The organism is Pontixanthobacter sp. CEM42 (genome assembly GCF_017812015.1).
Lineage (GTDB): Bacteria > Pseudomonadota > Alphaproteobacteria > Sphingomonadales > Sphingomonadaceae > Pontixanthobacter.
On the sequence record NZ_JADQTN010000002.1, the window covers coordinates 349,438 to 364,595 of the forward strand.

The 15,158-nt window shown below is 57.4% G+C and carries 15 protein-coding genes; 3 read left to right on the plus strand and 12 right to left on the minus strand.

The window, feature by feature from the left end; translation table 11 throughout:
* Window positions 1-69 precede the first annotated feature (69 nt).
* Entirely contained in the window at window positions 70-522 is a 453-nt protein-coding gene (locus J9777_RS11625) for a PaaI family thioesterase (protein WP_209348989.1), read from the plus strand.
* Here the strand turns inward: J9777_RS11625 and J9777_RS11630 are convergent.
* The 10 genes from J9777_RS11630 to rpe form a co-directional block, all read right to left on the minus strand.
* Window positions 519-1,316, minus strand: a complete 798-nt coding sequence (locus J9777_RS11630; RefSeq protein WP_209348990.1) for a crotonase/enoyl-CoA hydratase family protein — start codon at window positions 1,314-1,316, stop codon at window positions 519-521. The genes J9777_RS11625 and J9777_RS11630 overlap by 4 nt on opposite strands.
* Before the next feature lie 9 nt (window positions 1,317-1,325).
* Window positions 1,326-2,147: an alpha/beta hydrolase gene (locus J9777_RS11635; RefSeq protein WP_209348991.1), complete on the minus strand. Its 822-nt coding sequence runs from the start codon at window positions 2,145-2,147 to the stop codon at window positions 1,326-1,328.
* 5 nt (window positions 2,148-2,152) lie between these two features.
* On the minus strand, window positions 2,153-4,078 hold the full coding sequence (gene dxs / locus J9777_RS11640; protein WP_209348992.1) for a 1-deoxy-D-xylulose-5-phosphate synthase: 1,926 nt from the start codon (window positions 4,076-4,078) through the stop codon (window positions 2,153-2,155).
* A gap of 76 nt (window positions 4,079-4,154) precedes the next feature.
* Window positions 4,155-5,069, minus strand: coding sequence for an adenylate/guanylate cyclase domain-containing protein (locus J9777_RS11645; protein WP_209348993.1), 915 nt, complete (start codon window positions 5,067-5,069; stop codon window positions 4,155-4,157).
* Window positions 5,070-5,170: 101 nt separating this feature from the next.
* Window positions 5,171-5,635 carry a transcriptional repressor gene (locus tag J9777_RS11650; protein ID WP_209349552.1) on the minus strand — a complete coding sequence of 155 codons (465 nt, stop codon included), beginning with the start codon at window positions 5,633-5,635 and terminating at the stop codon, window positions 5,171-5,173.
* A gap of 53 nt (window positions 5,636-5,688) precedes the next feature.
* Window positions 5,689-6,366 (minus strand): peptide-methionine (S)-S-oxide reductase MsrA, encoded by a 678-nt coding sequence (gene msrA / locus J9777_RS11655; RefSeq protein WP_209348994.1) that lies wholly within the window; start codon window positions 6,364-6,366, stop codon window positions 5,689-5,691.
* Window positions 6,363-6,500 (minus strand): hypothetical protein, encoded by a 138-nt coding sequence (locus J9777_RS11660; protein ID WP_209348995.1) that lies wholly within the window; start codon window positions 6,498-6,500, stop codon window positions 6,363-6,365. Before J9777_RS11660 ends, msrA begins: the two co-directional genes overlap by 4 nt.
* A 410-nt stretch (window positions 6,501-6,910) precedes the next feature.
* Window positions 6,911-8,500, minus strand: a complete 1,590-nt coding sequence (gene purH, locus J9777_RS11665; RefSeq protein ID WP_209348996.1) for a bifunctional phosphoribosylaminoimidazolecarboxamide formyltransferase/IMP cyclohydrolase — start codon at window positions 8,498-8,500, stop codon at window positions 6,911-6,913.
* A gap of 9 nt (window positions 8,501-8,509) precedes the next feature.
* Window positions 8,510-10,321, minus strand: coding sequence for a heparinase II/III family protein (locus J9777_RS11670; protein ID WP_209349553.1), 1,812 nt, complete (start codon window positions 10,319-10,321; stop codon window positions 8,510-8,512).
* A gap of 80 nt (window positions 10,322-10,401) precedes the next feature.
* Window positions 10,402-11,064 (minus strand): ribulose-phosphate 3-epimerase, encoded by a 663-nt coding sequence (rpe, locus tag J9777_RS11675; protein ID WP_209348997.1) that lies wholly within the window; start codon window positions 11,062-11,064, stop codon window positions 10,402-10,404.
* Between the two features lie 263 nt (window positions 11,065-11,327).
* Between rpe and J9777_RS11680 the strand changes: the two genes are divergently transcribed.
* Entirely contained in the window at window positions 11,328-11,822 is a 495-nt protein-coding gene (locus J9777_RS11680; protein ID WP_209348998.1) for a DUF2141 domain-containing protein, read from the plus strand.
* Window positions 11,823-11,842: 20 nt separating this feature from the next.
* Here J9777_RS11680 and J9777_RS11685 read toward each other — a convergent pair whose 3' ends face one another.
* Window positions 11,843-12,634 (minus strand): hypothetical protein, encoded by a 792-nt coding sequence (locus J9777_RS11685; protein WP_245228720.1) that lies wholly within the window; start codon window positions 12,632-12,634, stop codon window positions 11,843-11,845.
* A gap of 107 nt (window positions 12,635-12,741) precedes the next feature.
* Window positions 12,742-13,734 (minus strand): diacylglycerol kinase family protein, encoded by a 993-nt coding sequence (locus J9777_RS11690; RefSeq protein ID WP_209349000.1) that lies wholly within the window; start codon window positions 13,732-13,734, stop codon window positions 12,742-12,744.
* 134 nt (window positions 13,735-13,868) lie between these two features.
* Between J9777_RS11690 and J9777_RS11695 the strand changes: the two genes are divergently transcribed.
* Complete coding sequence (locus tag J9777_RS11695) at window positions 13,869-15,077, plus strand: M20 family metallopeptidase (protein ID WP_209349554.1); 1,209 nt, start codon at window positions 13,869-13,871, stop codon at window positions 15,075-15,077.
* Window positions 15,078-15,158 lie beyond the last annotated feature (81 nt).

Genomic DNA, 15,158 nt, shown 5'->3' on the forward strand with positions numbered 1-15,158 from the left:
GCATTACAGACTTGATCCTAGGTCATGCAAGTGCCATTAAGTCTGCTTTATAGACTTTGGAGTGTCACCATGACCGCATCGCGTTTCGATTCCCCTGAAGCCTCCATTGCATACATGAGGGAGGTTGCCGTCAAACGCTCGGGCTTTTCCAACTGGCTCGGCGTCGAACCCATTACGGTTTGGGGCGGCGAGGCAGAATTAGAGCTCGTTCTCCGCGACGAGATGACTCAACATCACGGCTTCGCCCATGGCGCAATCGTAGGGCTAATGGCCGACAATGCCTGCGCTTGGGCCGCGGCAAGCGCTGTCGGCGATGTGGTCACCGGATCCTACACGATCAATTTTCTTGCGCCCGCTATCGGGACAAAGCTCCGCTCGAAGGGGACGGTCATCAAAGCGGGCAAACGGCAGGTCGTCGTGCGCGCAGATGTGTGGGCCGAGGAGGATGACGGCGCATCAAAACTTGTCGCAAGCGCGCAGGGTACAATCGTACCGACGGGTCAGGTTGAGCAGAAGCGCTAGGACCCTTTGAAATCAGGCAGGCGCTTCTCCAGCAAAGCGTCGATTCCCTCCATGTGGTCTTCGGTGTGATGCATTAACGCCTGCGTATTGGCAGCCAGTTCCAGCGCCGTATCATAAGTAATCGACCGCCCTTGGCGCAGCAGGTTTTTGGTCTGACGCAGAGCATGCGGCGGCATTGCTGCAATCTTGGCCGCAAGCGCTTCAGTTTCATCCATCAAGCTGCCGCTATCTACCACGCGGCTGACGAGGCCCCATTCGCACGCCTTCGCCGCGTCGATCACATCACCGGTGTAGAATAGCTCTGCCGCACGCGCCTCACCGATCACACGCGGTAATATCCAAGTGCCGCCATCACCGGGAATGATCCCGAGCTTGAGGAAGGTGACTCCAAATTTAGCTCGATCCGAAGCAATTCGCATATCCGCCAGACACGCCAGATCGCATCCCAACCCTATAGCCGCGCCATTGACCGCCGCAATCAAAGGCACTTTCAAGCCATACAGCGCTCGCAGGATAAGATGGATATTGGTGCGATAGCCATTTGCAATCTCGACCGGATTTCCGCCAAAATTGCCGGAGCGCTCGCGCATGGCCTTTACATCACCGCCTGCCGAGAACGCCTTGCCCGCGCCGGTCAGAATAGCGCACCGCACATCCGGATCGGCATTGATGGCATCGCACGCCGCAACGAATTCGTTGCCATCGCCGTCCGCGCCGAGAGCGTTCATCGCATCGGGCCGATTGAGCGTCAGAGTCGTCACGTGATTAGCGTTGGAAATCGTCAGAAGAGACATATCGGTTTCCTATTCGGCCGCTACTTGTGATGCAGCGATCCCCGCATCCAACTCGGTCAGCCACACATATTGTGCCGATTGCGGTTCGGGATCGAAGATCAGATCATGACCAGCGCCATCGAATATCTGGAATGTCCCAGTGGGTGCTAGATCCGCCAATGTCTCGCCATGGCTTGGCGGGATCATTGTATCGGCTGAGCCATGCTGGACCAGAACTGGCACTGTGATGTCCCGCAGCTTAGCCGCGTTATCGAACCGATCGCGCACGAGAATTCGCACTGGCATCCATGGCACAGCCGCGCTCGCAACGTCCGGAACGCTGGTAAAGGGCGAAGCGAGGATGAGCGCCTTCGGGCGAATTTCGGTTGCCATTTGCGTTGCAGTACCGCTGCCAATCGAGTTCCCGATCAGAATGGTCTGATCCTGCCGGATGCCCTGTGCCTCCAAGAATGCCAATGCAGCGCGACCATCCTTATAAAACCCGCCCTCGGAAGGCTCGCCTTCATTGCCGCCATAGCCGCGATATTCGACCAGCAGCAGCCCATACCCCTTCTGGCCCATGCGCGATGTCGCCGCAGCACTACCCAGCAAAGTGCCGCCATTGCCATGAAAGTAAACCGCCGTTGGCTGCCCCTCTTCAGCAGATCGATAGAAAGAGCGAAGCGTCAGACCATCGCTGGTCTGCAATGCGATTTCCTCAAACCCCTCTGGCAAAGGAACCACATCCTGAGGCGCAGGATAGATCATCCGGCCCTGTTGGAAGTAGAGAAGCGCCGCCACTGCCAGATAGACAATGACCGCAACCGATACCGCACCGATCAGCCAGCGCATTTAACTTACGCCCGCGCTTCTTCGATCCCGGCGCTGTTGTGACGTAGCGCTTTCAAAACGGTGTCGACGATATCCGGAGCATTGAGGCCAGCTTGGTCATATTGCTTGCCCGGTGCGTCCTGATCCTGGAACATATCGGGCAGGCGCATGGTCCGGATTTTCAAGCCTGTATCGGTCAGGCCATTGTCGCTCGCGAAAGTCAGCACATGCGCGCCAAGCCCGCCAATTGCAGCTTCTTCGATTGTAATCACCGCCTCATGCGTTCGCATCAGCCGTTCGATCAGATCGGTATCGAGCGGCTTGGCAAAGCGAAGGTCTGCGACCGTCGTGGAGAGACCTTTGGCCTCCAACTCGTCTGCTGCCTTCAGACTTTCGGCCAGACGCGTGCCCAAGGACAGGAGTGCAACCTTATTGCCCTCACGAACAACTCGTCCCTTGCCGATTTCGAGCTTCTCGAGCTTTTCCGGAATGGGAACGCCGGTGCCCGCGCCGCGCGGATAGCGGAACGCGATCGGGCCATCATCATACTCCGCAGCTGTGTAGGTCATATGCGCGAGTTCGGCCTCGTCAGCCGCCGCCATAACCACGAAGTTGGGAAGCGTAGAAAGGTAGGTCACATCGAACGAGCCAGCGTGGGTTGCGCCATCCGCGCCAACCAGACCGGCACGGTCAATTGCAAAGCGCACCGGCAGATTCTGGATCGCCACGTCATGGACAATCTGGTCATATGCGCGCTGCAGGAATGTCGAATATATTGCCGCAAACGGCCGCATGCCCTGCGCGGCCAAGCCAGCGGCAAAGGTCACGCCGTGCTGTTCGGCTATACCGACATCGAACGCCTTATCGGGATGCGCCTGCGCGAACTTATCAACGCCGGTGCCCGAAGGCATCGCAGCGGTAATTGCGCAGATTTTGGGATCGGTTTCCGCCAGCTTCGCCAAGGTTTCGCCAAATACATTTTGATAGTTTGGCGGACCGCCGCCCGGGCCTTTATCCTGCTTGCCGCTGACCACATCGAACTTTGCCACGCCATGATATTTGTCGGCACTGTTCTCGGCAGGTTCGTAGCCCTTGCCTTTGGTCGTTACGACATGGACCAAAATCGGACCCTGCTCGCTGTCGCGAACATTCTCGAGAACCGGCAGAAGATGGTCGAGATTGTGACCGTCAATCGGACCGACATAGTAGAAGCCGAGCTCTTCAAACAACGTGCCACCGGTGACCATACCGCGCGTATGGCTCTCAACCGTACCCAGTGATTTGTGGACCCGCCGCGACAGTTTGGAGGCCATCTTCGAGGCAAGACTGCGAAGACCGAGATATTCGCTCGAGGAAACCATCCGCGCGAGATAGGCACTCAACCCGCCAACCGGCGGCGCGATCGACATGTCGTTATCGTTAAGGATGACCACCAACCGGTTGCCCGCCTGCTCAGCGTTATTCATCGCTTCGTAGGCCATGCCAGCACTCATCGCTCCGTCACCGATTACAGCAATGCCCCGCCCCGGCTTGTCGTTCAGCTTGTTGGCAACCGCAAAACCAAGCCCAGCCGAGATCGAAGTCGAGCTATGCGCAGCACCAAACGGATCATATTCACTTTCGCTGCGCTTGGTGAAGCCAGAAAGGCCGCCACCCTGACGCAAAGTGCGAATCCGGTCACGACGTCCCGTCAAAATTTTGTGCGGATAGGCCTGATGGCCAACATCCCAGATCAACCGGTCTTCAGGCGTATTGAACACATAGTGGATTGCGACCGTCAATTCGACCACACCCAGACCCGATCCCAAATGTCCTCCCGTCGAACCAACTGCGGAGATCATTTCATCTCGCAATTCGTCAGAAAGTTGCCGAAGCTCTTCGGGTTTCAGTTTTCTGAGATCTGTTGGGGTATCGACAGTATCGAGCAGCGGCGTGTCAGGTCGTGAAGTCATAACAACGCTCTACACCGCGAAAACAAAACTGTCGATGAACGCTTTATCGATAAAAATGCACAATTCACCGCTGACCCTATTTCGATGCAAGCACGAACGGGCGGCCCTGTTCGATAATGTGTAGACGGCCGACCAGCCGCTCCAATGCTAGATCCGCTGGGTGTTCCTGCAACATCGCTTGGAGCGATTCGGCACCCTCGCCCTGTCCTTGCTCGACTTGAGTCATTGCCCGGTCAATTTGCGTAGCATATCCAGCGTGTTCATCTGCAAGCGGTTCATAAAGATCAAGCGCGGTTCCCACGCCTGCCAGCACAACCCTGCCCATCGGCCGGTAGGTGATCGCAGGAGCTTGCCGGCGGACATCTTCGCTCACCAGAATCGCAGTGCCAAGATGCTTGTTGGCCCCCTCCAACCGCGCTGCGGTGTTCATACCGTCGCCTAGCGCAGTATATTGGATCCGTTTCTTCCCGCCAAAATTCCCGACAATGACCGACCCATAATGCAGTCCGATGCGCGTTCGACCGAGCTGCTCGCCTTCTAGGGCGAACGCGCGCCTCAGCTTCTCGGCGCAGTCCTGCAGGGCCAAGGCGCAGGCAACGCTTTGATTGGCATCACTGTCCTGAGCGAGTGGCGCGCCCCAGAATGCAACGATTGAATCGCCGACAAATTTGTCGATGGTTCCGCCATATTGGAGAATCACGTCGCACATCTCATCGAGATACCGGTTGAGGATGCGCGCGGTCGTGCGCGGGGATTGATGATGGCTCGCTTGCGTAAACCCCTCAAGGTCCGTGAACAGCATGAACAGTCCACGCTCCTCGCTATCTAGTGAGAGCTTGTGCGGGTCATCGATAATCTCCTGCGCTACACTCGCCGACAGATATCTGCCGAGAGCGCCCTGCGCATAGGCACGCTCACGAGAGGTTCGCGCGCCCAACAAATAACCGAACGCCAACAGCATGAAGATGAAACAAAGAAGCCAACCGATCATAGCAGTCCACTCGGTCACTATGCGTTGACCGAGTGATAAGTGGCAGGCTTAACTTCACAGTAAGTATAATTAGCCTGCCGCGTACCGAGCAGGCCGAAACGCTAGTTGCAGCTGGAGCAAATCCCGCGAATCTCGATGATCGGGCGGCGGGTGTTGAACTTTGCACCATCCGCAACGCCGCGTACTTTGCTGGAAATATCATCATTATCGATATGCGTTGCTTCGCCGCATTCGTCGCAAACCAGAAAAATGCAATCATGCGTGCAGCCTGGATGACTATTAGCAAGGTATGCGTTGGAGCTTTCTACTCGCAGCGCCAGATTATTACCGACGAACAGGTCGAGGATCCGATACACACTATTGGGTGCAACCCGCTTGCCACGCTTGGCAGAAAGGTTGTCAGCAATGTCATAGGCCGAAGCTGGGCGATCATGCCGCGCAAGCTCTTCAAAAACATCAGACCGCATACTGGTCCATTGCTCACCCGAAGCGACTAGCGATTCGCGGGCGGCATCAATCAGGTTGTCGCCCGAATGCTCGTGATGGTTATGTGCGTGCTGTGCCATACCGCCAATATAGCGATCTATGGCCAGAGTTTCCACTCTGTGAGCTTACCGGCTTAGTTGCGGACGAATTTTGCCCGGTAATGCGACGGGTAAAGCCGCTTCAGGGCAGCCACTTTGGGCTTGTCCCACCGGCGGATGTAACCATGCGTAGGGTTCCGGATCATGAAATCCTGATGATATTCTTCGGCCTCGTAGAACTTCTTGTAGCGCTCGACCTTGGTCACAATCGGGCTCGACCATTTGCCTGACGCTTCCATTTGTTTGAGATAGGCTGAAGCGACTTTACGCTGCTCTGCATTCACAGGAACGAGAGCTGCGCGATATTGGCTGCCGCGATCAGGGCCTTGACGGTTGTAGAGCGTCGGGTCCGCGACAACCGAGAAGAAAATCCTCAGCAATTCATCATAGCGGACCACTTTGGGATCATACACGATGCGAACCGCCTCTGCATGACCGGTAACGCCGGTATTGGTTTGATCATATGTCGCGGTCGCCGCGTTGCCACCGTGATAGCCGGACACCGCGCTCTTCACGCCTTTGACGTGGCTGAACACACCTTCGACGCCCCAGAAACAACCGCCTGCGAAGACAGCAGTCTTCAGGCCTAGGCCTTCATTGGCGAAACGCTTTGCAGCAGGCGCTGCGACAACATTTTCCGCAGCAAGAGCCTCACTGGCGCAGCCTGACAGCGCCAAGGCCGCAGCCGCAATTGGAAAAAGAGCGCGCTTCACGAGAATGTTGCAGCTACCGCTTCGGGAAGCAGCTGATTGCCCAACTCTGGGCTGATCTGAAATGCAACAATGAACGCACCGACCAAGAAGCCGATGGCGAAATTGCGCGGCATATCTGTTTTAAAAATGCTCATGGCGAATATCTTTCTCGAATCTCGAGAGCGCCTTGTAGTCACCAGCTCTTTCAATCCGGTGAACGCTCTGTTGTTATAGGGAGATACGTTGGGAACGGCCGAAAGGTTTCAGAATTTTTGTTTGGCCTCTAGCGTCGGCGTTCGCGTCCGCTTTTTGTTTAGTCCCTCAGTCGCCGGGCGGGATGCCTCCGCATCCCTTGGCTACCTCGCATAAGCTCGGGCGCGCGGTCGCGCTTGCGGTCGGCTAGTCGCCGACCGGATCGGCGCAAGCCAGTTATCTCGCGCCCGTTCTTGGTCGCGGCAGCCATAGGGCCAAGCGGCCCGCCCGCAGCGAAGCGACCGTAAGGGAGCAAAAGCGAGGATAGCAAAGCGAGCGGATGCGAACGCCGACGCTAGAGGCCAACAAAAACTCAATGCCTGAAGTGGCGCATTCCGGTGAATACCATTGCCAGACCCGCTTCATTCGCTGCAGCGATCACTTCATCATCGCGCATTGAACCGCCCGGTTGAATGATCGCGGTAGCGCCTGCCTCTGCAGCCGCAAGCAGCCCGTCAGCGAAGGGGAAAAACGCGTCCGATGCCACGGCGCTGCCGACGGCACGGCTTTCGTCCCATTCGTATTTCTCGGCAGCTTCTGCGGCTTTCATAGCGGCAATACGCGAACTGTCGCGGCGGTTCATCTGGCCCGCGCCGATGCCCGCCGTCGCTCCATCCTTGGCGTAAACAATTGCGTTAGACTTCACATGGCGGGCCACGGTCCAAGCAAACAAACAGTCTTGCAGCTCTTGCTCGGTCGGTTGGCGTTCTGTCACCACTTTCAGATCGGCTTCACTAATCGCGCCATTGTCGCGAGACTGGACGAGGAGGCCGCCAGTGATCGGCTTAACCGAGAGGCCGCCGCGCCGCGGATCGGGCAAATCGCCGGTAACGAGCAAGCGCAAATTCTTCTTCTTGGCAAAGGCTGCGCGGGCTTCGTCGCTCACTTCCGGTGCAATCACGACTTCGGTGAATATCTTGCAAATCGCTTCCGCAGTGGGGCCGTCCAGCGGGACATTGACCGCAACGATGCCGCCAAAGGCGGACACGCTGTCACACGCCAAAGCCTCTTCCCATGCTTCGAGCAGGCTGCCGCGCTGCGCAACGCCGCACGGGTTAGCGTGCTTGACAACAACCACTGCCGGATCGCCGCCCGCGAATTCCGCGCAGAGCTCCAGAGCAGCATCAGCGTCATTATAATTGTTGTAGCTGAGTTCCTTGCCCTGCAATTGTTCGGCCTGCGCAATGCCCTTCGCTGCTGGTCCGACAGGAGTGTAAAGTGCAGCCTTTTGGTGCGGGTTTTCACCATAGCGGAGCTCGACTGGCGCCTTGCCGTTCACAGCGAGCATATCGGGGAACATCTGACCTTGGTCGGCAAAGGCGAACCACTGGCTGATCATCGAGTCATAGGCCGCTGTTGCGCCAAATGCCTTCGCCGCCATTTTCTTGCGGAAGTCCATCGACGTCGCGCCGCCGCTGGCCTCCAGCTCTTCAGTCAAAGTGCCGTAATCAGCGGGATCAGTGACAATCGTCACAAACGCATGGTTCTTCGCCGCTGAGCGTACCATGCTTGGTCCGCCAATATCGATATTCTCGATAATTTCAGGCCGCTCGGCGCCGCGCATAACGGTTGCTTCGAAGGGATAGAGGTTCACCACCACCAGATCGATCGCACCAATTGCATGCTGTTCCATCGCAGCGAAATGCTCGGGATTGTCGCGCACGGCCAACAGGCCGCCATGAACCATCGGGTGGAGGGTCTTGACGCGGCCATCCATCATCTCAGGAAAGCCAGTCAGGTCAGACACATCCTTAACGTCCAGCCCGGCGTCGCGCAGTGCCTTCGCTGTGCCACCGGTCGACACGAGCTCCACACCACGCGCAGCCAAGCTTTGGCCCAGTTCTATCAAACCGCTTTTGTCGGACACTGACAGCAGGGCCCGTTTGATGATGACGTCAGTCATTGTGCGAAATTATCCCATTTTCTTGAGCAGCCAGGAGAATCGTCCTCCGCCGCGCGATGTCATACCTTGAATTACCAATTGCTGGATCGGCTGCGGCCGTCCGCCGCCATCGACCCACATGCTTTCTTCTATCGAGAGGTCACCGTCATCGTCGCCTGACGCGAGGCGGAACTGCCAATAGGTGCCGTCAGGAAGCGCCAAGCCAGCACCTTTCTTGTCGTCCGAAAGCCCCAACTCAATCCCGGCACCGATATGGAAGCGAATGGCAAAGCCGATCTTGCCGCGCTTGCCCTTTTTACCGACCGGTACCAGCAGATCTTCACCGCGAAGCTCACTGCCATCTTCGCGCATGATCAACATCCTGCGATGGTTCAGCCCAAAGCGGGCGGCATAGCCATCGTGGCTGGCTTCAATCCGCGTGGCCAGACCCTGCTCAACCTTCATGGTCTTGCGGTCGACTTCAACCTCGCTGACGCCCGCGCCCAGCTTACCATTGATATGGACGGCAGTGGAGTTTGCATCATCAAGTGTCAGCGTCGAATGCGCCGCGGTCGCGCGCAGTCCTTGCTCGATTCGCGCGGGAACTTGCCCCCCTGCAAAGGCCGCCCCGCCGCAATTGACTACAATGCGTTGCCCCCGCGAGCACAGTTCAAACGCCAAAGTCGAGGCACAGCCCGAACGGGCATTGCGCGCCAAGGGCGGTGGGGCCGCATCGAAAATCAGCGTTGTCTTGTTCTTCGCAATCCGTTGATAGCCCCATTGCCGGACATTCTTGAGCGGACGCGCACGAACAGTGCTCGCATCAATCAACGCGGCAATCCGGTCTGCCCGGATAGCCCCCGCACCTTGCCAACTCGACAGACTGCCGTCCGAATGGATCAAAGTAAGCAGCGGCGGAACCAGCAGATTCAACATTGTATCAAGCGCTTCTGGCGGATCGCGATCTGTTGCACGATAGCAGGCAGACAGATCAATCAGCAGCGCGATTGCATCCATCTGGGCCAGCGGACTGCGTGACAATGTGCCACCATCATCAGCGACCAATTCGCCCAATGTGCGGATAAGACCAGCTTCACCAAACAAACGGCGCGGGCGGCCTTCGGGCATCAGCAAGCCCGCCGCAACAATCGCGCACCATCCGGCAACTTCGCCCATACGGTCAGGCGCCTTAGCGACATTACGGTCGAGCCAGCGAGCGGTGCCCGCCATAGCTTCGATGATCCGCAGCCGCTTGTCGGAGTCACTGCCTGACAAAATCAACGGTGCGTGCACCAACCAGTTCATCAGGCGATGGCCGACATTCTCCACGTGCCAAGGCGCATTCTTGCCAGGCTTCTCATTGGCATCAAGCCATGCATCCATCACGCGTTCTGCCGTAGCAGTGCATTGCTCGCGCGGCGCAGACACAGCGAGATCGCGCATCCACGAGAACCCGTGCACAACGCGCTCGAACGGCGGCGTCAGGCGCGCGGTCGGGGCAAAGTCCATCTGTGCAATCGGCGCCTTGACGCCATGCACTAGGAAGTGACCGGCGCGCAGGGCAACGCCTGCCGCACGCTCGCCCGATAGCGGTGTAGTAACCGTCGCCAGAAGGCGTGGTTTTGCAGGTTTGGAAAATGGTGATGTCAATGTCGAGGCCGACACGCCAAGGCGGTAGGCCATTCGGATCAAGCGCTCGCCAGCCCCGATTGAGGGGGGCGCGAAATCGGTAACAACCAGTGCGCGTCCCGGCTCCAAGGTTTCACGCTTTGCCGAATGAGCAGCGCTCTCTTCGGCAATGAGCGCGTCACCAGAATCGCCAACACCCAGAGGGATAGCCATGCCCTCTTCGCCCGGCTCCAACTCCAGCTGTTCAGCCGCATTGTCGCTGGCGGCTCTTGTATGGGTCGCCGCGTCAACCACTAGCCATCGCCCTTCAGCGCAGCGATATTGGCGGCATATTGTCCCGGCCCGCCTTTGAAAGTGGCAGACCCCGCGACCAGCACATCCGCGCCTGCGGCAACGCATTGTTTGGCAGTCTCAGGATTAACCCCACCATCGACCTCAAGGTGTATCTCGCGACCAGTCGCATCGATCATTTTGCGGATCGCTTCGATCTTGCGCAATTGGCTGGAGATAAAGCTCTGGCCGCCGAAACCGGGGTTCACACTCATCACCAACACCAGATCAATATCGTCGATCAGATAGTCAAGCGCGCTTTCTGGTGTCGCGGGATTAAGCGAAACACCAGCCTTCTTGCCCAAATTCTTGATCGCCTGAACCGTGCGATGCGTATGCGCGCCTGCCTCAGGGTGGACCGTAATGATATCAGCCCCGGCATTGGCGAAATCTTCCAGATATTGATCAACCGGGCTGATCATCAAATGGACGTCAAAGACTTTGTCCGTATGCGGGCGCAAAGCCTCCACTACATCGGGGCCAATCGTAATGTTCGGAACATAATGCCCATCCATCACATCGACATGGACCCAATCGCAACCTGCTTCGTCAATCGCGCGGACCTCTTCGCCCAGCCGAGCGAAGTCGGCGGAGAGAATTGAGGGAGAAATCAGTGGTTGGGCCATGAAAGCGAAGCCTGTTTGAACGCGAAAGTCCGGATACTCACCGGCCTAGATGTCGCGAGTCGCCGCCACAAGCGGAGCATCCGCGCTTTTCCACACACGGTGACAGCGCAAAGCAATCAAAAACAGCCGGATTTCCGCAGTTCAGCAAGAATTCAGGGCCATTGCAGCATATCTAGGGCATATTGTAGTGGGTCGGCCTTGCGCTGCTCACTTGCACAGAAACATATTTGCGCCTGCGGGCGCATCTGCAACGGGTTGAATCGATGATTACACATACTCTCAAATTGAGCGCGACTGCGCTTGCGGCAGGCGGATTGCTGGCGGCGACGCCTGCAACAGCGCAATATCGCAACACGATCTCCAATGACCTGTCGAAATGCTCCTCAGGATCCAATTCCGCGGTCAAAGTGACCGTCTCGGGCATTCAGACGTCTACCGGAAAAATCCGTGTGCAAAGCTACAAGGGCACAAAGGCCGAATGGCTTAAGAGCGGTAAGTGGCTCAGCCGTATCGAGACGGGCGCGCGAAAAGGCACAATGACTTTCTGCCTACCGGTTTCGGGCCCGGGCACTTATGCGATCGCAGTCCGTCACGACAAAAACGGCAATGGCAAAACCGATATCTGGAAGGACGGCGGGGCAATGTCGAACAACCCCAGCATTAACATCTTCAATCTGGGGAAGCCGAGCTACAAAAAAACCCGCTTTACCGTAGGCCAAGGCGTAAAATCGATCAGCATCAATATGCGCTACATGTAAGCGCGCATGACACGCTGAGTTTACTTGGCGCGGCGTGATCGCCAAACTTTGAAAAGAACGGCAGGTGCCGCAAGGATCGGATGTTTTTCGCGCCAAGGCGTGACCTCCACCTCAACACCGGTATGCCGTTGGACTTTCCATGCTGCATAGCGCGCTGCGCCGTCGAACGTGGTGCTGGCTTTGAGCAAGCGAATTACGTTGAGAGGCTTGCCCCAACGGCGGCGAGCGCGCCACTCCTTACGGACATCTGCTTTCCAATCTTCCCAATCACTGGGCATATCCAGTGTGATCTGATCATTTGCGCTGACAAAGCGAATTTTCGCAGCAGTCAGCGCGGCGGGGAGCAATCCATCGAAATGCGCGCGATTGAGCGATAAGATCGAATTCTCTCGCCCGGCTTTCTCAACGCGAAACTCTGCCTTGTACGTCTCCTGAAACAAGGCCCGCCAGTAATCGTCTTCGGTGCCAGTGTCCGGACCAAGCGCGACTGCAAACCGAGCGGCAGTTATAGCAGCTGCTGCTATACCATCCGCAACTTCCTTTTCTGCCAATGCATCCTTGCTCCACACCAACGCGCTCGGCTGCACGAAACGCGCCCAGATTGTCGTATCACGCAGTGTGCCCCCTGCCGCCAACTGGAATGTTTCCACTGGCATTGTCGCAACTTTGGCGCGTAGCTGCGTGCCTTCGAATTCCCATTCGTGATAGCTCACACGCGGCCATATCTTCTCGATCTGCGGGCCGGGCATCAGCAGATAAAAGTCGAGCACACCGTCCAGCTCGCCAGTGCGCAAATTTGAACCGTAAAACAAAGCAGCTCGCGCTCCTGCCGCTTTGGCAAGGTGCCCTGCGAAAGCCGAAATGGCGGGATGTATGTCAGCGGAAAGGCTTCGCCGAATACGCTGCTCAAGCGTACCGGTCACGGAACAACAAAGCTGAGTGCTGGCCCGGTTGAAACCGTGTAATGTCCTGCCGGAAATACTTCGCCATCCAGAATGAACTCGTCGCCCACATCCATCTCGTAATGATCGGCTTGCGCGTGATGCACACCTTTTTCAGGCAACCATTTGGGTAGCCAGCCGGACAAGATGGCAGGCATCAGCGCCAAGGTGCGGCGGCGTGGGTGATCCAAGACAACCAGCTTCAGGCCTTCGTGAAATTTGCCAAACAGCTTCAAGCCGACAGGGAATTTTTCCAACGTCGAAGACAGCATAAATACGCGTCGCTCCGGATCGCCAAAAGCGCTGTGCGGAACCTCTTGCTTGGCGTCTCCAAGCAGCAACCGCAGGGCTACACCGCGCCGCCAAACATTCTCATCGCTGCCCAACAGTCCCTGAAGAATGCCCCAAGCGGACGTGACGCCAACAGCCAGACTGTTAAACGCGCCCATTTTGTGCGCATCCTGGCCAGCGCGGACACCCAGAGTGAAGCCTCCTGCACCGAGAATAAAGCCCTGATGCACCATGCCATCGCCATCTATCGGAGAGACAACTAGAGGCCGCCGGATTTTCCGCTTCCTCGACTTGTATGCGGCAATCACGCCCGGCAATGTCCAGCGACTGGGCGCACCAAGATCGACGTTCAGAGCGTTGGTTTTGCCCTTTGGCAGTACCGCCAAAGCAGGCCAATTATCGCCAAACACGCCGCGGCCGCAGGTTAGTACATCGCGGACGGTTCCGTCGCCGCCGTTGATAACCAGCAGATCAATTTTCCGCTCGACAAACTGCGCCAAGGCAGCCGAGATTTCCGGATGGGTTGCCGGCTCTTCCAGATAGACATTCGGCATCGAAGCCGCATCCAGATACCGCCCCCGATTGCGATGGCTGCGTGCATTATAGATGACGCCCACGACCGGCTCCGGCGCACTATCACCCCCGGGTGAAGGCGTCATATTGGCGGTCGATCCGGTCATTGCTGTGCCGCCTTAGACTCTGCCGCCTCGTTTTTCACTAGGGTTTGGCAAATATTTCGGCAATTTCGTTTTGACTGCCGTCGAAACTGCAATTCTGGGGAGACGATGTGGCAAAATTGCGATATTCTGCTGTTATGTACACAGCCGATTTACTCGACTCCGCGCGCAATCTGTCCAGCCATATTATCTCGCTCAGACGCGCGATCCACGCTGAGCCAGAACTGGGCCTGCAAACTCCGAAAACAAGCGCAAAGGTGCGTGCCGCATTGGCCGATCTGCCGCTTACTTGGCGCGAGGGTGGGGCAACGACAGGAATGGTCGCCACACTCAAAGGAACACAAGAAGCGGCTGGCCCAACACGACGGGTTTTGCTGCGCGGGGATATGGATGCTCTGCCAATGGCGGAGGATACCGGCTTAGAATTCGCCTCAACCATAGAAGGTCGGATGCATGCGTGCGGGCATGACACGCACACAGCAATGCTTGCGGCTGCAGCCGAGCTTTTGTCCAGCAAACGGGATGAATTCGCAGGCGAGGTCCAGTTTATGTTCCAGCCGGGCGAAGAGGGCTATCACGGCGCACGTTTTATGCTCGATGACGGATTAATCGATCCGCTACCTGATGCCGCCTTCGCCCTACATATTATGCCGAACGCTGCGCATGGCGTGATTGCGGGCAAGCCCGGACCATTGATGGCTGCCGCGGACCAATTCGACATCCGCGTGACGGGCCAAGGTGGGCACGCTTCCATGCCGCACGACACGCGTGATCCGGTCCCGGTCGCGGCGGAGATCGTCACTTCGTTGCAAAGCATGGTTACGCGCCGCTTCAACGCTGCCGATGCTGTGGTGGTGACTGTAACTCAGCTTGATGCGGGGACTGCACATAATGTGATTCCCGATTTCGCGACACTCAGCGGCACTATGCGGACTTTGTCGCATGAGCACCGCGCAAAGGTGCACGCTCTTATGCGCGAAGTTACCGCCGGAATTGCTAAAGCGCATGGCGTTGAAGCCGAAGTGACAATTACCGAAGGTTTCCCGGTCACTCTGTGCGATCCGAAGGCGGTTGAACTCGGCCAGTTCGTCACCCGTGAAACGCTTGGCAGCGACGCTTGGCGTGACCTTCCTGCGCCGATCATGGGCGCAGAAGATTTCTCCTACGTGCTGGAGAAAGTGCCGGGCGCGATGTTCTTCCTCGGCGTAGCGCCTGAGGGGGATGACTGGTCATCTTGCTGCGGCATCCATTCGCCGCGGATGCATGTCGATGAAAGCGCATTGCCATACGGGACTGCGGTCCTCGCCGGATGCGCTTTGCGCTTCCTCGAGCGCGGTTTCGCCTAAGCAGCATTTACGGGAACCGCCGAACACGACATGGTTACCAGCATACGAGCCGAGCGATTCGGCCATGAGGATGCTGGAGAG